Consider the following 18891-nt stretch of genomic DNA (forward strand, 5'->3'; position numbering starts at 1 on the left):
ATTTCGTCCTGGTCACAGGATCACCCCGATCGTGGTAGCCAGGCCACCCAGCCCACAGACGCAGAGCACCGCCGGACGGAACCAGTTGGTGTCGACATAGCGGCGGACCGGCGGAGCCAGCAGGAGCCCGATGAGCGCCGATCCCATCACGAGGGCGCTCCGACCCATATCCGCCGCGTCCACCTCACCACCGACCAGCAACCTTATGAAGATCGTGCCGCTGAGAACCAGGATCAACGACGAGATGTTCGGCCGCAGGACCTCAGGCGGATCGTCATGGTGGAGGATGGCGTAGGGCGGGCCCGGGAGGGCGGCGACCCGATGCGTGAGTGCCACCAGCACCCCTGTCAGGACCGATGTCCAGGAGCGTCGTGGTGGATGCCACCCCGAGGCCACAGCGACCACCGACACCACCACCAGCAGCCCGACGGCCAAGGTCAGCCCCCGTTCGGACAGGTTGGCCAGAGCCACCTCACCCAGCAGCAGCCCGGCCGGGGCACCCAGCAGGCACCGTCGCCACCGATGGGCGTCGAATCCGGGGAACTCCATGACCACGTTCCGGACGCCGACCACGGTTCCTCCGAGGATCAGCGGAAGCGGGACGAACGCCGGATCGACAGCCAGCAGGACGGGTGCGGCGACCAGGGTTATGCCGATGCCCGCCGAAGCCTGGACCATCGCCCCGACAACGACGGCCACCACAACGAGGAGGATCTCGACCGGGGACACCGGCTCGACCCTAGCCGGGCAGGGCAGCCTCTTAGCCAGTCGGCTAACCTCTCTGACCAGCCGTTATGCACCCATAGTCGAAGGAGCCACCCATGCGCGCCGCGGTCCTCCACGAAGCACCCGGCGACCTCATGATCGAGGACCTCGACATCGCGTCGCCCACCGGCCGCGAGGTGCTCATCCGCACGAAGGCCGCCGGCCTCTGCCACAGCGACCTCCACGTGATCGAGGGGCTGCTGCCCCTGCCCTCGCTGCCGGCAGCGCTCGGCCACGAGGCCTCCGGAATCGTCGAGGCGGTCGGTCCCGACGTGACGGCCTTCGGCCCCGGCGACCACGTCATCACCTGCCTGACCCAGTTCTGTGGCATCTGCGCCGAGTGCCTGGCCGGCCGGATCTGGATCTGTCCGAACCGCCACAGCCTCGTCCGGGGTCCGAACGAGATCCCCCGCCTGGCTCTGGGCGACCAACCGGTCCTCCAGATGGCCGGCCTCGGTGCGTTCGCCGAGCAGATGCTGGTGCACGAGAACGGCGTGGTGGCCGTGGACCCGGACGTACCGTTCGACGTGGCCGCCCTCATCGGCTGCGCTGTGCTGACCGGTGTGGGTTCTGCAATCAACGGCGCCCGGATCCGTCCCGGCGAGACCGTCGCCGTGATCGGCTGCGGCGGTATCGGCCTCAACATCGTGCAGGGCTGCCGCCTGGCCGGAGCCGGGCGGATAATCGCCGTCGACCTGAACCCCGAGAAGTTGGAGATGGCCCGCGGGTTCGGTGCCACCGAGGTGGTCGACGCATCGGTGGAGGATCCGGTGGAGGTCGTCCAGCGGCTCACTGACGGTGGGGTGGACGCAGCGTTCGAGGCCATCGGGCTGACGGCAACCGCCGACCAGGCCCTAGCCATGGTCCGACCGGGCCGCACCGCGTACCTGGTGGGCGTCCCACCGGTAACCAGCACCATGAACCTCTCCGGTGCGGCCATGGTTCTCCAGGCCAAGGGCGTCCGCGGGCTGTTCATGGGCAACAGCAACTTCAGGGTGGAGATGCCCCGGCTGGCCCACCACTACCTGGAGGGACGCCTGGAGCTGGACCGCCTGGTCTCAGCGCGCATCTCCCTCGACGAGGTGAACGACGGCTACGCAGAGCTCCGCGCCGGCACCACCGTCCGATCCGTGATCACCTTCGACTGAGCGTCGGCCCGACGAGAGCCCCAGCGGAGGGAGCCCTTTCCCGAAAGGGCGCGGATCACGATGCCGGCGCCGTCGCCCTGTCGGCCATCACGCACGGGTGGCCTCCCGCACGAGGCCGGCCACCTCGGCCGGGGCATCCAGTTCCGCCAGGTGGGAGGCACCGGCGATGGGCGGAACGAGGGTCGCCTCCGGAAGGAGGCCGGCGAAGCGCACCCCGTAGGACGGTGGTACCAGGCGGTCGTCGGCGCCCCAGACCAGGGTGACCGGCGCCGACACCCGGTGGAGTCGGCCGGCCAGGCCATGGTCGGGCAGGGGCCAGACCAGCGAGGCCGCGGTCCGGCGTCTTATGTAGCGCGACACCCCAACCTCGATCAGGTCGTCGCCGCCCAACCCGTCCGGATCGGCCGCCAGCAGCCCGAGTGCCCCGACGTCATTGGCCAGTAGGCGGGCCTGGGCGCCCAGGGGGTAGGAGTACAGGTCGGCGCCGGGGTCATCGTCATCCCAGAGCCCCGTCGGGGCCACGGCCACCAGGGAGGCGAAGGCCTCGGGCCGGATGGCGGCCAACTCCAGGGCCAGCATGGCCGAGGTCGAAGAGGCCAACCACGGGGCTCCGGTAATGCCCACGGCGTCGACGATCTCCGAGAGGGCCACAACCCAGTCGTGGATCGAACGCAGTGACGGATCATCCGCGGTGGGACCGAACCCGGGGAGGCACGGGGCGATCACCCGATGGTCGGTAGCCAGGTCAACCATGGCGGCCGTGGGTCCGTCCAGGCCTGCCATGCCGTGCAGGACCCCCAGCGCCGGGCCCGACCCGAGCTCGAACACCGCCACCTGCCCACCGGCCACGTGGACCTCGCGCCGGTCGACGTCCATCCCCGGGTCTATCACCAGGCCATCCCCGGCGGTGTCGGTGACCCGCTCTCGTCGGCCTCCATCGGGCGGATCCACCACCGGTGCTCCCACTCGTCTGCGAACAGGTCCCGGATCTCCGGCAGGACCTCCCGGGCCATCAGCTCCGTGTTGAACCTGGTCAGGTCGCGGTCCATGTTCCCGAACTGGCAGAGCAGCATGAGGTTGCCCACGTTGAGGCTGGTGGCCACCTCGGTGAGCTGTTCGGCGACCGAGGTCGGCGTACCGATGACCACATAGCCCCGATCGACCATCTCGTCGAACGACAGGCCCCCGGAGGACCCGGACTTCGAGGGCCCGGAGGCGGCCTTCACCCTGTCGGCCGCCTGCTTGACCATGCCCTCCACCCCGGCCCGGACCGTGGCCTCTGTCCGGTAGCCCGGCGGATCGGCGAACGGCGGGTAGAGGTGCAGGCATCGGTTGAAGAAGTACTCCGCCGGTCCCCGGTAGAGGCGCCGGGCCTCGGCCTCGCTGTCTGCCACCCCCACGAACTGGATGAATCCGGCCTGGAACGGATTCGGTTCGTGTCCCAAGGCGGCCATGCGGTCCCAGAAGCCCTTCATGGTGGCCTGCCCCGCCTTGTACCCGAAGTACGAGAGGTACGAGTACACGTAGCCCATCTGGGCACACCACTCCCAGGTCTCCACCGAGCCGCCACCGGGAATCCAGACGGGAGGGTGGGGGTCCTGTACCGGCCTCGGCCACGAGTTCACGTACCGCAACTTCGTGTACGTCCCGTTGAAGGCGAACGGCTCGTCAGCGGTCCAGGCCCGAATGACCAGGTCATGGGCCTCGTGGTACCTCTCCCGCAGGGTGGCGGGGTTCATCCCGTAGGCGAAGCAGGTGTCCATGGGCGTGCCGACCGGGAACCCGGCCACCAGACGCCCTCCGGACAGGCCGTCGATCATGGCCAACTCCTCGGCCACCCGGATCGGCGGGTTGTAGAGGGCCAGGGAGGTGCCCATGACGACGATTGCGGCGTCCTCGGTCGAGCGGGCCAGGGCCGATGCCATGAGGTTCGGGCTGGGCATCAGGCCGTACGCATTGGCGTGGTGCTCGTTCACGCAAACCCCGTCGAAGCCACACGTTGCCGCGTGTTCCAACTCGTCGAGGTAGTCGTTGTACGCCCTATGGCCGACCGCTGGGTCGTAGAGGGCCGGATCGATGTCGACCCACACCGACCGGTGGTCGTCACGGAACCCCTCCGGGAGTTCCGGGTAGGGCATCAGGTGGAACCACAGGGCCTTCACTTCACGATCCTCTCCCCGTTCACCCGCCCAGAACCAACCCGGCCCCGGGATCAGCCCAGGTCCAGCACGGCCGGCAGGTCGACCAGACGGTCTATGACGTGGTCGGCCTCGTCGCCACCGTCGGGATCGTCGACCACCCCTCGGAACCGCACCGTCGCCATGCCCACGGCCCGGGCACCGGCCACGTCGGTCCGCTTCAGGTCGCCAACGTGGGCCACGGTTAAGGGATCGGTGACGCCGAGCCCCGACATCGCTGCGGCGAAGATCGCCGGGTCGGGCTTGTAGACGCCGACCTCGTCGGAGAAGGCGGCGAAGGAGACGTGCTCGAGGATGCCGTGGTGGTCGAGGTATGTCCTCAGGTGCCTCCCTACCGCCAGGTTCGTGTCCGACACGATGCCGATGGTGATGCCGGTATCCGCCACGGCGGACAGGACGTCCGCCGCGTCGGGCACCGGCATCACCTGCAGGTGGTACGACGCAAGATCGAATGCCTCGATGAGGGCCTGCCGGTCCTCGGCGTCGACTCGATCACCGAAGGCAGTGAAGGACTCCTCGAGAGCACGCTCCGGGCCGTAGTGCCTACCGGCCCGCCACTCGGTCTCGAACCGATCAGGCAGAATCGACAGGACTCCCCCCAGGAGGTCTGGCGGAACGTCCAGGTTCCGCCTGTCGATGACCTCCTGCCAGTACCGACGTCGGATCTCCAGGCCACCCGGAGCACTCGTCAGCAACGTGTTCCAGAGGTCGAAGGTGACCGCACGGAGAGGCGCCATCTCGAACTGCGTCAGGCCCGTCAGGGGGTGCAGATCATGAGCGACAGACGCCGTCGGCCACCGCAGCGGCCGAGACGGCCTCGGCCACGCGGTACGGCACCGTCTTGTCGAACACCGACGGCACCACGAAGGTAGAGGCCAGGTCGACCTCGGGCACCGAATCGGCGATGGCCCTGGCCGCCGCCAACTTCATGTTCTCGGTGATGTCGGTGGCACCTACGTCCAGTGCCCCCCGGAAGATTCCCGGGAAGGCCAGCACGTTGTTGATCTGGTTCGGGTAGTCGCTCCGGCCGGTGGCCATCACGGCGGCCAGCCCGTCGGCCTCCTCAGGGCGGATCTCCGGTTCCGGGTTGGCCATGGCGAACACGATCGGCTCGGGGTTCATGGTTCGCAGGTCGGCTGCGTCGATCAGGCCCGGTCCGCTGAGGCCGATGAACACGTCGGCACCGACGAGGATGTCGGCGAGGGCGCCCATCTTCCTCTCCGCGTTGGTGTGCTCCGCGAACCAGGTCTTGGCCGGGTTCAGGTTGTCACGACCCGAGTAGACGGCGCCCGACCGGTCCACCCCGACGATCCCACCCACCCCCGCATCCAGGAGGATCCTGCCGACGGCCACGCCGGCCGCTCCCATCCCGGCTATCACCACCGACAGGTCCCCGATGTCGCGCCCGGTCAGCCGGCAGGAGTTCCAGAGGGCGGCGAGCACCACCACCGCCGTTCCATGCTGGTCGTCGTGGAAGACCGGGATGTCCAGGGCCTCGCGGAGCGCCTCTTCCACCTGGAAGGCAGCCGGTGCGGCTATGTCCTCGAGGTTGATGCCTCCGAACGTCGGCGCGATGCGGATCACCGTGTCGATGATCTCCTGCGGATCATCCACGTCCAGGCAGATCGGGAAGGCATCCACCCCGGCGAACTCCTTGAACAGGAGCGCCTTGCCCTCCATGACCGGCATGGCGGCCGTCGGACCGATGTCGCCGAGGCCCAGCACGGCGGTCCCGTCAGTCACGACGGCGACGGTGTTCTTCCTGATGGTCAGGTCGTGGGACCGGGCCGGGTTCTCGTGGATCGCCATGCAGACGCGGGCCACCCCGGGCGTATAGGCCATCGACAGGTCGTGCCGGTCGTTCACTTCGGCGAGGGAGACCACCTCGATCTTGCCGCCCTCGTGCATGTCGAAGGTGCGGTCGTGCCAGTGCAGGAGCTCGACTCCCGAGAGTTCCCTGACGGCGGCCACCACCGTCGCCGCGTGCTCCTCGTCGCGACAGTTCACGACCACGTCGTTGACCAGCAGGTCCCCCCGAACGTCGAAACCGCCCATGGACAAGATGTTGGCGCCGGCCTCCCCGATCGAGGTGGCGAGGCGACCGAGGGTGTTGGGGACGTTGTCCAGCGCCACCTGCAGGTGGATGGAGTAGGCGGCCGTGGGAAGAAATGGCATCAGCCGAGCCTAGGAGTGGTTCAACGTGGCCATGCCACCGGAATCGACCCCTGTCGCCGACCCGGTTCAGGGCCCTTCGTACGGGAAGCCGAGGTCCGGAGCGGTCACCAGGGGAAGGAAGGACATGCCGGCCTCGGCGGCAGCCTCACCGCACGTCCCTCCCCGATCCACGATCGCAAGTACCGCAACCGGATCAGCACCCAGGTCACGGACCACAGCGGCGGCCTCCAGCGGGGAGACGCCGCGGGTGACGGTGTCTTCGCACACCACGACCCGGTCGCCGGGTCGAAGGGCGCCGGCCAGGCGACCCTCGACGCCGTGGCCCTTGGACTCCTTGCGGATGCTGAACGACCGCAGGTGGCGGCCGCGGGTGGCGGCCACCGCTGCGATCCCAAACGCCACCGGGTCGGCGCCCGCTGTCAGGCCGCCGATGGCGGTGATCGGGCCAGCCTCGTCCTCGAGGGTGGCGATGGCCTCCAGGGCTGCGTCGGCGACCAGCAGGATGCCGTCGGGCCGACAGGCCGTCTGCTTGGCGTCGCAGAACCACGAGCTCGTCCGACCGGACTTCAGCGTGAACTCCCCGGTCCTTATGGAGTGTTCCATCAGGTGTGCAACCAGGGCATCCCGTGTGTTCGTCACGGCCCCGCCTCCCCTCCGCCGGACTCCCGGTACACCACGGCGCCGGTGCCGGCCGCCAGCTCGCCGATCACCCGGGCCCGGCGGTCGTTGTCTGCCAGGGTGGCCACCACCCCATCGGCCTCGGCCCGCGGCACGGCCAGCACCATGCCCACGCCCAGGTTGAACACCCTGGCCATCTCCCCGTCACTGACGCCACCCATGTCCTGCAACTCCCGGAAGATCCGGGGCACCTCCCAGGCCGTGGGGTCGACGACGGCATCGACCGTGTCGCCCAGCACCCGTGGCAGGTTGCCGGGTAGGCCACCACCGGTCACGTGTGCCACCGCGTGGACCTCGTGGGCGGCCAGGACGGCCACCACGGCCGGTGCATAGATGACGCTGGGGGCCAGCAGCTCGTCGGCCAGCGTGGTGTCGGCCCCGGCCCATGCGGGGTCGTCCAGCAACCGGCCGGCCACCTCGAAGACCAGGTGGCGTGCGAGGGAGAAGCCGTTGGATCGCAGGTTCGGGCTGTCCAGGGCCACCAGCAGGTCACCCGCCGAGGTGGCCGAGCCGTCCATCACGTCGGCACGCTCCACGGCTCCGACGGCGAACCCCACCAGGTCGAACTGGTCGGCCGCCATCACGCCCGGATGCTCGGCCATCTCACCGCCGATCAGGGCGCAACCGGCCTCCGAACAGCCGGCGGCGATGCCTGCCACCAACTGCTCGACGGCATCGGGATCCAGGTGGCCGACCGCCAGGTAGTCCAGGAAGAACAGGGGTGCCGCTCCGGAGCAGACCAGGTCGTCGACGCACATGGCGACGAGGTCGCGACCGATGGTGTCCAGGCGACCGGTCAGGCGGGCGATCTCCGCCTTGGTCCCCACCCCGTCGGTTGCCGACACCAGGAGCGGGTCGCTGTAGCCCGACCGCGCCAGATCGAACAGCCCTCCGAAGCCGCCGAGGTCGCCCACCACCTCAGGGCGGTAGGTGGACCTCACGAGGGGGCCGATCCGGCGGACAGCCTCGGCTCCGGCATCGATGTCGACACCGGCCGCCAGGTAGCCCACCTCGGCGGTGCCCTTCTCGTCGGACACGCTGATCAACCCCTCCCGAACAGGCGGTTGGCGGCATCGGTTGGCATCTCCATGTCCGGGTCGCCATCGCGCACCGGCATGGCCCGCTCTGGAGGCGGCCCCTCGCCGACCTCCAGGACGCCCTTGGACAGGTTGACCGGGATCTCGATCGGATACGTGCCGGTCAGGCAGGCGTCGCAGAAGCCGGCACCGACCGCCCCGGTGGCCTCAAGGAGGTGCTCCAGCGTCAGGTAGGTGAGGCTGTCCACCTCCAGGTACTCGCGGATCTCGTCCACGGTCAGGTTGGCGGCCAGCAACTCGCTGCGGGCCCCGGTGTCCATCCCGTAGAAGCACGGCCAGCGGTAGGGCGGTGACGAGACCCGCATGTGCACCTCGGTGGCACCCGCGGCGCGCAGCATCCGAACCATGGCACGTGTCGTGGTCCCCCGGACGATCGAGTCGTCCACCACCACGAGGCGCTGGCCCTCGGTGCTGTCACGCAGCGGGTTCAGCTTCATGCGGACGGCGGCCGAACGCAGTGCCTGCGTCGGGGCGATGAACGTGCGGCCTATGTACCGGTTCTTGACCAGCCCCTGGCCGTAGGCGATCCCGCTGGCCCGGGCGTAGCCCTCGGCGGCAGGCATACCGGACTCCGGCACACCCATCACCAGGTCGGCCTCGACCGGGGCCTGGGCCGCCAGCATCTCGCCCATTCGCACCCGGGCATGGTGGACGCTCTGCCCGTACAGGACGGCGTCCGGACGGGCGAAGTAGACGAACTCGAACAGGCACAGCCTGGGGTCCACGACGTCGTCGTCGAAGGGTCGAATCGAGCGACAGCCGCTCTGGTCGATCACCACCACCTCGCCCGGCTCCAGCTCCCTGACCATGTGGGCGCCGATCACGTCCAGGGCCGGCGACTCCGATGCCAGGACCCAGCCGCCCTCCAGGCGCCCGAGGCAGAGGGGCCGGAAGCCGTTCGGATCGCGTACCCCGACGATCCGCTCGTTGTCGGCCAGCACCAGGGTGAAGGCCCCCCGCAGGCGCGGCAGAACCTCGATCAGTGCCTCGTCGAAGGCCTCACCAGGATCCATCCCGCCCCGCGCTGCCAACTCCGCAGCCAGGAGCTCGGCCACCAGGTCGCTGTCCGAGGTGACGGTGCCGGGCAGCATCCCGGCATCGGCGGCCAGCTGCTCGGTGTTGATCAGGTTGCCGTTGTGGCCGAGGGCGAATTCGAAGTGGTCGACCCCCCGGTAAACCGGCTGGGCGTTGCGCCAGGTACTGGATCCGGTGGTCGAGTAGCGGGTCTGGCCGATGGCCAGGTCGCCGGTGAGTGCAGCCAGCGTGCGGTCGCCGAAGACGTTGGAGACCAGGCCCATGTCCTTGACAACGGTAAGGGCCCCGCAGTCGCTGACCGCCATGCCGGCCGACTCCTGGCCGCGGTGCTGCAGGGCGTACAGGCCGAGGTAGGTCAGGTGGGCGACCGGCAGACCCGGGGCGTAGAGGCCGAAGACGCCGCATGCCTCCTTCGGTGTGTCATCGTCCGGACGTACCCCGGCGACAACGGGATCGGTCGCCGGAAGGATCATCGGTTCGTTGTCCCTGCGCCCAATGCCGCAGGGAGCCGACCGGCGTGGGCGGCCACCACGGCGTCCACCGCCAGATCCAACAGGCCCTTCACGATGAGGCGGTCACCGGTGGCCAGGCCTATGCGGGTGGTGGGCACCCCGCCGGCCTCGGCGGCGGCCAGGACCTCGGTCAGGCGTTCGGGGTCCACGACCACCACTACGCGGCTCGGGCCCTCTCCGAACAGGGCCCGGTGGTCGGCGATCCGGGCCAGGTGGGCACCGCCGCCGGACCGGGCCACCATCTCGGCGACGGCGACGCCCAGGCCCCCGGCCGAGACGTCGTGCACCCCGTCCACCTGGCCGGAGACGACCAGCGCCCTCACGAGGTGGACGACGCTGCGGTGGAGCTCCAGGTCAAGCGGCGCCAGGTGCCCGCCCCGGGCGTCCCGGGCCGCTCCCCACAGCGATCCGCTCAACGAGACGTCGGACGGCCCGAGCAGAACCAGGCGGTGCCCATCGACGAGGGTGGCCCCGGGAGGTCGCCGGTCCAGGTCGTCGACCATGCCAAGGAGGCCGATGACGGGCGTGGGATCAATGTCGGCGCCCGCCGACTCGTTGTAGAGGCTGACGTTGCCACCGACAACCGGGACCCCGAAGGCGACACAGGCCTCGGCAATGCCGTCCACGGCCTCCGAGAGTTGCCACATCACCTCGGGGTGCTCGGGATTGCCGAAGTTGAGGCAGTTCACGACGGCCAACGGTCGGGCCCCAACGCAGGCCAGGTTCATCAGCGACTCGGCGACCACCCGGGCCGTACCACCGCGGGGGTCGACGGCACACCAGCGGTGGTTGCCGTCGGTGGTCATGGCCAGGCCCCGACCGGTCTCGACGCCGGTGGTGGGGTGCCGGAGCTTCAGCACCGCGGCATCGTCGCCCGGACCCACCACCGTGTTCAGGAACAGCTGGTGGTCGTACTGCCGGTAGACCCAGGCCGGATCCACCAGCAGGTCCAACAGGTCGAGACCCGCATCCTCCGGTGCCTCCAGGTCTTCGCCCGATGGGCCCGTGGGTGCCTCCGGTGCGGAGCAGGGACGGTCGTACAGGGGTGCGTCCTCGTGGAGGGAGGCGGCCGGCATGTCGGCCAGCACCTCGCCGTCGAAGCCGTCCAGGATGCGCAACGAGCCGCAGTCGGTGACCCGGCCGATGACTGCGGCCCGGACCTCCCACCTCTCGCAGATGGCCATCACCCGGTCGAGGCCGTCGGGCTCCACGATGGCCAGCATCCGCTCCTGGGATTCGCTGGTCATGACCTCGTGGGCCTCCATCCCCGGCTCCCGTCGGGGCACGGCCGACACGTCCACGTCCATGCCGACCCCGCCGCGCGACGCCGTCTCGCTGGTGGCACACGTCAGCCCGGCGCCACCCAGGTCCTGGATGCCGACAACCAGCCCCTCGTCGAGCAACTGGAGGCACGCCTCGATTAGGCGCTTCTCCTCGTACGGGTCGCCGACCTGGACGCTGGGCCGCTTGTCGCCGTCGTCGTCCTCGGAGAAGCCGGCCGAGGCCAGAACGCTGACCCCGCCGATGCCGTCCCGGCCGGTGCTGGAACCCAGCAGCACGGCCAGGTTGCCGACGCCAGATGCCCGGCCGAGCACCAGGCGCTCGGTGGGAAGCACCCCGAGGCACAGCACGTTCACCAGCGGGTTGCCCTTGTAGGTGCGGTCGAAGACCACCTCGCCACCGACCGTCGGCACCCCGACGGCGTTGCCGTAGCCCGACACGCCGGACACCACGCCCTCGGCAATCCACCGGCTGCGAGGATCGTCGAGCGGTCCGAAGCGCAGTGGATCCATAAGGGCGATCGGGCGTGCGCCCATGGTGAAGATGTCGCGGAGGATGCCACCCACGCCGGTTGCGGCACCCTGGTACGGCTCTATGGCCGACGGGTGGTTGTGGGACTCGATGCGGATGGCCGCGGCTATGCCGTCGCCCACATCCACCACGCCAGCGTTCTCACCGGGCCCGACCAGGACCCACGGGGCCTCCGTGGGGAGGCGCCCGAGGTGGGTGCGGCTGCTCTTGTAGGAGCAGTGCTCGGACCACATGACCGAGTACATGGCCAGCTCGAGGCCGTTTGCCGGTCGTCCCAGGATCCTGTCGATCCTCGCGGCCTCGTCGTCGGTGAGTCCGAGGGCGCGGTGGAGTGGCTGGCTCACGTCGGGCACCGTACTCGTCGCCGGATACCCTCCGGTCCCGCCTCCCCGGTGACGTCCAGCACCGTCCTTCCCCAGTCCGTGAACGGCGTCGTAGGGCGAAAGGTCACAGCAGTAGAACACGTTTCAGTCTCTGAATGAATTGCTATATCCTCAATTTCCGTCGGGGTCAAACTGCCCCTTATACCAATTAATTTTCACCAAGAAAGCGATTCCTATGGCGCGTACGAAGATGACCGAAACCGAGAAGACAGAGGTCGCAGCGGTCCGCGACTACCTCAAGGCGCTGGAGCAGAACGCCCCCCGGCGCGGCCGCAAGCGCACCCCTGAGAGCGTGGAACGGCAACTCGCCGTGCTGGAAGGCGAGATGGAGGGTGCCTCGGTCACCAAGCGGCTCGGCCTCATCCAGCAACGCATCAACCTGGAAACCGACCTGGAGGCCCTCCAGCAGGCCGAGTCGGTCGACCTGTCTGCGCTGGAGGCAGGGTTCGCCACCCACGCTGCGGCCTACGGCGGCCGTCGGGGCATCTCCTACGCCGCCTGGAGGGAGGTCGGCGTGTCGTCGACGACTCTCAAGTCGGCCGGCATCCGCCGCAACACCTGACCCTCCGGCCCGCTCGGGGCAGGGGCCTGGCGGCCTCAGGCGGCGTCCAGCAGCGAACCGATGAGCACCGCTCCATCGGCGCTGCCCAGCAACTCGTCGCAGGCCCGCTCCGGGTGGGGCATCAGCCCGACCACGTTGCGGCCCTCACTGCAGACGCCGGCTATGTCGTCGACCGACCCGTTCGGGTTGTCCACATAGCGCAGGACGATCCGGTCCTCGTCCCTGAGTTGGGCGAGCGTCTCGGAGTCGCAGGTGTAGTTGCCCTCGAAGTGGTTGATCGGCACCGACAACTCGGTGCCCACCGACGCCCGGCTGGTCAGGACCGACGCCGAGGTCGCCACCCGTAGCATCGTCGGCTGGCAGAGGAACCTGAGTCCCGTGTTCTTCTGCAGCGCGCCCGGTAGCAGCCCGGCCTCGGTCAACACCTGGAAGCCGTTGCAGATGCCGACCACCGGCCCGCCATCGGCGGCGAACCGGGCCACGGCGCCCATCATCGGAGAGAAGCGGGCGATGGCACCCGGACGCAGGTAGTCGCCGTGGGCGAAGCCACCGGGGACGATCACCGCGTCCACCCCACCGAGGTCGTCATCGGCGTGCCAGAGCATCCGGCCGTCGCCACCCAGGCGTTCCACGGCGACCACAGCGTCCATCTCGCAGTTGGTGCCGGGGAAGACCACGACTCCGACGGTGGTGGCCATCAGCCGACCGGGTCCGCGGGCGAGACCGCCACCGACGCGTCCTCGATCACGGGGTTGATGAGGAACGAGGCACAGAGATCCTCGGCACGGGCCGTGGCCTCTGCGATACCGGTGGCCTCGATGGTGAACCTCACCGTCTTGCCCACGGTGACACCGCTGACCCCGTCGTAGCCGAGGGCCGGCAGCGCCCGCTCGATCGTGGCCCCAGCCGGGTCGGCGATGCCTCCCCGCAGCCGCACGTCCACCAGCACGTCGAATTCCATTGTCGCCTCCTGCTCCAGTTCCCGGTCAGCCGCCGACTCCGGGCCAGTCGCCGAACGACCGGCCAGTGATGCGTTCATAGGCATCCACGTACCGTGACGAGGTGGCCGATACCACCTCGTCCGGTAGGGGCGGGGCGGGGGGCTGCTTGTCCCAGTCCAGCCCGTCCAGGTAGTCGCGGACCGGCTGCTTGTCGAACGACGGCGGGGTGGACCCGGGAACCCAGGCATCGGCCGGCCAGAACCGCGACGAGTCCGGGGTGAGCACCTCGTCGGCCAGCACCAGGCGGCCGTCGACCAGCCCGAACTCGAACTTCGTGTCGGCGATGACGATGCCCCGCTCGGCCGCCCACCCGGCACCCCACCTGTAGCAGGCAATTGACGCCTCCCGGGCCCGGGCGGCGACCTCGCCACCGACCAGGTCGACGGCCTCGGCATACGAGATGTTGGCATCATGTCCCTCGTCGGCCGTGGTCGACGGGGGGCAGACGGGGTCGGGCAGGCGGCCGGCCTCCAGGAGGCCCGCCGGCATCGGGCTGCCATGCATGGTGCCGGACGTCCGGTACTCCTTCCATGCCGATCCGGTGATGTAGCCCCGGACTATGCACTCGATCGGAAGCATCTCGGCCCTGTGGCAGAGCATGGCCCGGCCGACCAGATCGTCAGGTGCCGGGCCTCCCAGGACATCGTCCAGGTCGCCCACGTCGGTGGAGATCAGGTGTCCATCCACCAGGTCGGCGAACTGCTCGAACCAGAAGGCCGTCATGGCGGTGAGCACCCGGCCCTTGTCGCGGATCGGCTCGTCCATGACCACGTCGAATGCCGAGATGCGATCCGACGTGACCATCAGGAGGCGGCCGTCGCCTGCGTCATAGACGTCGCGGACCTTGCCCGAGTGCAGGAGCGGAAGGTCGACCGTCGGGCTCATCGGGACTCCAGGGTGCGGTCGTGGATCAGAGGATCGGTTCGGGATCGTATGCCGCGGCCCACGGGCGGGCGGCCACCACCACGGCGATCCGTTCTACGACGGCCGCCACCTGCGCCGGGGCGTTGCCGGCGAACGCCGACGGGTCTTCGACCACGGCGTCGAGGGTGACCCGGTCCAGAGGCAGGCGACCGTCGGCGGCGAGGCGGTCGAGCAGGTCGGTCTCGGACGCGCCGTCGACCCGCAGTGCCAACGCAGCGGCCACCGCGTGGCCCTTGATCACCTCATGGGCCTCTTCGCGGCCCATCCCCGCCTGCACGGCGGCGACAAGCACCCGGGTGGTTGCCAGGAAGGGCAGGTACCGCCGAAGCTCGCGCTCCACGACGGCCGGGTAGACGCCGAACTCGTCGAGCACGGTGAGAAAGGTCTGGAAGAGGCCGTCGATGGCCAGGAAGGCATCCGGCAGCGCCACCCGGCGTACCACCGAGCAGCTCACGTCGCCCTCGTTCCACTGGTCGCCGACCAGACCACCGACCATGGCCAGGTGGCCCCGTAGCACGATGGCGAGGCCGTTGATCCGCTCGCAGGACCGCGCGTTCATCTTGTGGGGCATGGCCGACGAGCCAACCTGTCCGGGCCGGAAACCCTCGGTGGCCAACTCGTTGCCGGCCATCAGGCGGATGGTGCGGGCCAGGTTGGCTGGACCCCCCGCGGTCTGGGCCAGGGCCGACACCACGTCGAAGTCCAGCGACCGCGGGTACACCTGCCCGACCGAGTCGAGCACCCGCTCGAAACCGAGGTGGTCGGCAACCAGCCGCTCCAGGCTGTCGACGGCGGCCACGTCGCCGTCCAGCAGGTCGAGCTGGTCCTGCTGGGTGCCGACCGGACCCTTCAGGCCGCGCAGCGGATAGGAGGCCAACAGGTCCGACACCCTGCGATGGGCCGACAGGAGTTCCTCGGCGGCGGTGGCGAACCGCTTGCCGAGGGTGGTCACCTGGGCGGCCACGTTGTGGCTGCGGCCGGCCATGGCCAGGCCCTCGTGTTCGACGGCCAGCCGGGCCAGCCGGGCCAGGGCGGCCACGGTGCGGTCCAGCACCAGATCCAGGCTGCGACGGACCTGAAGTTGTTCGACGTTCTCAGTCAGGTCCCGCGACGTCATGCCCTTGTGGACGTGCTCATGTCCGGCAAGGGCGCAGAACTCCTCGATGCGGGCCTTCACGTCGTGGCGGGTGACACGCTCCCGTTCGCGTATCGAGTCCAGGTCGACCTGGTCGACCACAGCGCGGTGGTCAGTGATCACCCCGTCGGGAATCTCGACGCCGAGCTCCCGTTGGGCCTCCATGACGGCGATCCAGAGTTCGCGCTCCATGACCACCTTGGCCTCGGGCGACCACAGGTCCACCATGGGTCGGCTGGCGTACCGGGAGGCGAGGACGTTCTCCATTGATGTCGGTTCCCTGCGTTGACCGGGCCCGCCGGTCAGCGCGTCACCATCTCGGAGCGGTGGGCCTCCAGGGCATCGACCAGCGCCGGGTCGTGTACGGCCAGCATCTGGACTGCCAGGAGTGCGGCGTTCATGGCCCCGTCGACGGCCACTGTGGCCACCGGAATGCCCCTGGGCATCTGGACGGTGGCGAGCAGGGAGTCCCAACCGTTGATGGCACCACCCGAGAGCGGCACCCCGATGACTGGCAGGGTGGTATGGGCGGCTGCCGCACCGGCCAGGTGGGCAGCCATGCCCGCGCCGCAGATGATCACCGAGTACCCGGCATCACGGGCACCGGCCACGAACTCGGCCACCTGGGCCGGACTGCGGTGGGCCGACATGACCCGTACGTCGGCCTCGATGCCGTAGCGCTCGAGCGTCTCCGCGGCCGGGGCCATCTTGTCGCCGTCGTTGGGCGATCCCATGAGGACCGCCACCTTGTACGCCATCGGTGTCTCCTGATCTGTTTCCTCAGTGTTGTGTTCTACTCGCCGGGACATGTGGGCGTGGCGGCGATGTCGGTCCGGCACCGGAGTCCGGGCCACGAGAGCTCGGCCACCGCGGCGTAGGCCAGTCGGCGGGCCTCGTCGACGCTAGGACCCTGACCGGTCACCGTGAGCACACGGCCTCCGGCGGTGACCAGGCAGCCGTCCGGTCCGGCACCCACGCCCGCGGCGAACACGGTGACCCCGTCGACGGCCGACGCCGCGTCCAGCCCGTCGATCCGATCGCCGGTCCTGGGCGATGTCGGGTAGCCCTCCGAGGCGCAGACCACGGCCACGGCTGCGCCGGCGTCGAACGTCGGCGTCCCGTCGAGCCGGCCGGCCGCCGCCGCGGCCAGCAGGTCGCCCAGGTCGCTGGTCAGCCGCGGCAGTACGACCTGGGTCTCTGGATCGCCGAAGCGCACGTTGTACTCCAGAACCTTGGGACCGGTCGGGGTGAACATGAGCCCGCAGTAGAGGACCCCCCGGTAGTCGATTCCCCGATAGCGCAGCGCGGCGAGCGTCGGCTCCACGGCATCGGCCATGAGGGCGTCGACAACGGAACCGGTTGCCGCCGGCACCGGGGAGTACGCCCCCATGCCGCCGGTGTTGGGGCCGACGTCACCGTCGCCGCTGCGCTTGAAGTCCTGAGCCGGGGCGAGCGCCACGGCTGTCGATCCGTCGCATACGGCCAGGACCGAGAGCTCGGGCCCGGTGAGCCCCTCTTCGATCACGAGCGTCCTACCGGCGTCGCCGAAGGCATCACCCGAGAGGTAGGACCGGACGGCGTCGATGGCTTCAGCCCGCTCGGTGGTGACCAGCACGCCCTTGCCGGCGGCCAGGCCGTCGGTCTTGACCACGAACAGGTCGCCCATGGTGTCCAGGAAGGCGAGGGCACCAGCCTCGTCGTCGAAGGCGCCGTGGACGGCGGTGGCCACGCCCGCGTCGACCAGCACGTCCTTCATCCATGCCTTGGAACCCTCCAGGCGGGCGCCGTCGGCGCCCGGTCCGAAGACGAGGCGACCTGCGGACCGCAACCGGTCGGCAAGACCGTCGACCAGCGGGGCCTCGGGCCCGATCACCGTCAGGTCGGAGTCCAGCTCCTCTGGCGGGGTGGGGACCGAACCTGGGATCCCGGGATTGCCCGGGGTTACCACGACATCGTGGTGGCGACCCAGCACGTGGGCCAGGGCGTGCTCGCGGCCACCCGAACCAACGACGCACACCCTCATCGGATCGGCCCGTCCCCTGTACGCCGCGATCAGCCGGCGAACCGGAGGACCTGGTGGCGGTCTGGTCCGACACCGACCATGCCGATGGGCACGCCGACCTGCTGCTCCACGAACGTGAGGTAGGCCTCGGCCTCGGCCGGTAGTTGCGACCGTTTGGTGACGCCGGAGAGGTCTACGCCCCAACCGGTGAACTCCTCGTAGACCGGCTTGGCGCGGTGGAGCACCGACTGGTGGTAGGGCAGCTGTTCGTGGCGCTCACCGTCGGCCTCGTAGGCCACGCAGACCCTGATCGTCTCCAGCTGGTCGAGGACGTCCAACTTGGCGATGGCCAGCTCGGACAACGAGTTGACCCGGACGGCGTAGCGGAGCATGACGGCATCCAGCCAGCCCGGGCGCCGACGACGCCCGGTGTTGGTCCCGTACTCATGGCCGACGTCCACGAGGTGGTCACCCACCTCGTCGAACAGCTCGGTGGGGAACGGCCCTGCTCCCACACGCGTCACGTAGGCCTTGGCGATGCCTATGACCCTGTCGACATCCCGGGGACCGATGCCGGCACCGGTGCAAGCGCCGCCGGCAACCGGGTTGGACGACGTCACGAACGGATAGGTGCCGTGGTCCAGGTCCAGGAAGGTCGCCTGGGCGCCCTCCATGAGGATCCTGCCTCCGGCGTCCAACTCGTCGTGGACCAGGCCGACGGCGTCGGTGATGTGGGGGATGAGCCGCGGGGCGCAGGTACCCAGGTACTCCTCGGCCACCTCGTCGGCATCGACCGGGAGTCGGTTGAACACGCGTGTGAGCACCTTGTTGGTGTGTTCAAGGGCGGCACCGAGCTTCTGTCGGAAGATCTTCTCGTCGAGGAGGTCCTGGACCCGGATGCCCACCCGCATGGCCCGATCTGCATAGGCCGGCCCGATGCCCCGCTTGGTGGTCCCGAGCCTGTTCTTGCCCAGGTGGCGTTCGTGGAGCGCGTCCAGTTCCTGGTGGTACGGGAGGATCAGGTGGGCGTTGCCGCTCACCCGGAGCCGGTCGGTTGCCACGCCCCGGACCTCGAGCATGTCCATCTCGGCGAGGAGGACGCGTGGGTCGACGACCACGCCGTTGCCGATGACAGGCGTGACGTGGGGGTAGAGGACGCCACTGGGTACAAGTTGGAGGGCGAACGCCTCGCCGTCTACGACGATCCGGTGGCCGGCGTTGTGGCCGCCCTGGTAGCGGACGACCATCGACACCTCGCCGGCCACGAGGTCGGTGAACCTGCCCTTGCCCTCGTCACCCCACTGCGTCCCGACGATGACGGTCGCGGGCACGGCACCTCTCCTGGATCGGGTCCCTTACGGGCCGAGCCTATCGGTCGGAACGGGCGGCCTTGAAGTGCATTCCGCACCCGCGGACAACCGTGACGGGGCGACGTGGCTGGATCCTGAGCGGTTCCCACGCAAC

The 18891-nt window shown here is 69.5% G+C and carries 18 protein-coding genes; 2 read left to right on the top strand and 16 right to left on the bottom strand.

Annotated elements, in window-relative coordinates; all coding sequences use genetic code 11:
* Nucleotides 1-12 precede the first annotated feature (12 nt).
* Nucleotides 13-729, bottom strand: coding sequence for a TSUP family transporter (locus MK177_03945; GenBank protein MCH2426466.1), 717 nt, complete (start codon nt 727-729; stop codon nt 13-15).
* A gap of 92 nt (nt 730-821) precedes the next feature.
* On the opposite strand from MK177_03945, the gene MK177_03950 reads away from it, so the two are divergent.
* A complete protein-coding gene (locus tag MK177_03950) occupies nt 822-1913 on the top strand; it encodes a Zn-dependent alcohol dehydrogenase (protein ID MCH2426467.1) in 1092 nt (363 codons plus the stop codon).
* A gap of 87 nt (nt 1914-2000) precedes the next feature.
* On the opposite strand, the gene MK177_03955 is transcribed toward MK177_03950, so the two are convergent.
* The 8 genes from MK177_03955 to purL all read right to left on the bottom strand — a co-directional run bounded on the left by MK177_03955 (nt 2001) and on the right by purL (nt 11764).
* Nucleotides 2001-2804, bottom strand: coding sequence for a hypothetical protein (locus MK177_03955; protein ID MCH2426468.1), 804 nt, complete (start codon nt 2802-2804; stop codon nt 2001-2003).
* Nucleotides 2801-4075: an LLM class flavin-dependent oxidoreductase gene (locus MK177_03960; GenBank protein MCH2426469.1), complete on the bottom strand. Its 1275-nt coding sequence runs from the start codon at nt 4073-4075 to the stop codon at nt 2801-2803. The genes MK177_03955 and MK177_03960 overlap by 4 nt, the downstream gene beginning before the upstream one ends.
* 50 nt (nt 4076-4125) lie before the next feature.
* Nucleotides 4126-4848: an HAD family hydrolase gene (locus MK177_03965; protein ID MCH2426470.1), complete on the bottom strand. Its 723-nt coding sequence runs from the start codon at nt 4846-4848 to the stop codon at nt 4126-4128.
* Between the two features lie 34 nt (nt 4849-4882).
* On the bottom strand, nt 4883-6019 hold the full coding sequence (locus MK177_03970) for an NADP-dependent malic enzyme (protein MCH2426471.1): 1137 nt from the start codon (nt 6017-6019) through the stop codon (nt 4883-4885).
* A gap of 333 nt (nt 6020-6352) precedes the next feature.
* Nucleotides 6353-6925, bottom strand: coding sequence for an orotate phosphoribosyltransferase (pyrE, locus tag MK177_03975; protein ID MCH2426472.1), 573 nt, complete (start codon nt 6923-6925; stop codon nt 6353-6355).
* On the bottom strand, nt 6922-8001 hold the full coding sequence (purM, locus tag MK177_03980; GenBank protein MCH2426473.1) for a phosphoribosylformylglycinamidine cyclo-ligase: 1080 nt from the start codon (nt 7999-8001) through the stop codon (nt 6922-6924). The genes pyrE and purM overlap by 4 nt, the downstream gene beginning before the upstream one ends.
* Nucleotides 8002-8006: 5 nt before the next feature.
* On the bottom strand, nt 8007-9569 hold the full coding sequence (gene purF / locus MK177_03985) for an amidophosphoribosyltransferase (GenBank protein ID MCH2426474.1): 1563 nt from the start codon (nt 9567-9569) through the stop codon (nt 8007-8009).
* A complete protein-coding gene (purL, locus tag MK177_03990; GenBank protein ID MCH2426475.1) occupies nt 9566-11764 on the bottom strand; it encodes a phosphoribosylformylglycinamidine synthase subunit PurL in 2199 nt (732 codons plus the stop codon). Before purL ends, purF begins: the two co-directional genes overlap by 4 nt.
* Before the next feature lie 229 nt (nt 11765-11993).
* Between purL and MK177_03995 the strand changes: the two genes are divergently transcribed.
* Nucleotides 11994-12365, top strand: a complete 372-nt coding sequence (locus MK177_03995) for a hypothetical protein (GenBank protein MCH2426476.1) — start codon at nt 11994-11996, stop codon at nt 12363-12365.
* Between the two features lie 35 nt (nt 12366-12400).
* On the opposite strand, the gene purQ is transcribed toward MK177_03995, so the two are convergent.
* From purQ to MK177_04030, 7 genes are read right to left on the bottom strand one after another with little or no spacing between them, the layout of a single operon-like run.
* Nucleotides 12401-13063 carry a phosphoribosylformylglycinamidine synthase subunit PurQ gene (purQ, locus tag MK177_04000; protein MCH2426477.1) on the bottom strand — a complete coding sequence of 221 codons (663 nt, stop codon included), beginning with the start codon at nt 13061-13063 and terminating at the stop codon, nt 12401-12403.
* Entirely contained in the window at nt 13063-13326 is a 264-nt protein-coding gene (purS, locus tag MK177_04005; GenBank protein MCH2426478.1) for a phosphoribosylformylglycinamidine synthase subunit PurS, read from the bottom strand. The genes purQ and purS overlap by 1 nt, the downstream gene beginning before the upstream one ends.
* A gap of 25 nt (nt 13327-13351) precedes the next feature.
* Nucleotides 13352-14251: a phosphoribosylaminoimidazolesuccinocarboxamide synthase gene (locus MK177_04010; GenBank protein MCH2426479.1), complete on the bottom strand. Its 900-nt coding sequence runs from the start codon at nt 14249-14251 to the stop codon at nt 13352-13354.
* A 25-nt stretch (nt 14252-14276) separates the two neighbouring features.
* Nucleotides 14277-15692: an adenylosuccinate lyase gene (gene purB / locus MK177_04015; GenBank protein MCH2426480.1), complete on the bottom strand. Its 1416-nt coding sequence runs from the start codon at nt 15690-15692 to the stop codon at nt 14277-14279.
* 35 nt (nt 15693-15727) lie between these two features.
* Nucleotides 15728-16183 (bottom strand): 5-(carboxyamino)imidazole ribonucleotide mutase, encoded by a 456-nt coding sequence (purE, locus tag MK177_04020; protein MCH2426481.1) that lies wholly within the window; start codon nt 16181-16183, stop codon nt 15728-15730.
* Nucleotides 16184-16218: 35 nt separating this feature from the next.
* Nucleotides 16219-17448, bottom strand: coding sequence for a phosphoribosylamine--glycine ligase (purD, locus tag MK177_04025; GenBank protein ID MCH2426482.1), 1230 nt, complete (start codon nt 17446-17448; stop codon nt 16219-16221).
* Nucleotides 17449-17477: 29 nt separating this feature from the next.
* Nucleotides 17478-18758, bottom strand: a complete 1281-nt coding sequence (locus tag MK177_04030; GenBank protein ID MCH2426483.1) for an adenylosuccinate synthase — start codon at nt 18756-18758, stop codon at nt 17478-17480.
* Nucleotides 18759-18891: the final 133 nt, after the last annotated feature.

The organism is Acidimicrobiales bacterium (assembly GCA_022452145.1).
GTDB lineage: Bacteria > Actinomycetota > Acidimicrobiia > Acidimicrobiales > MedAcidi-G1 > UBA9410.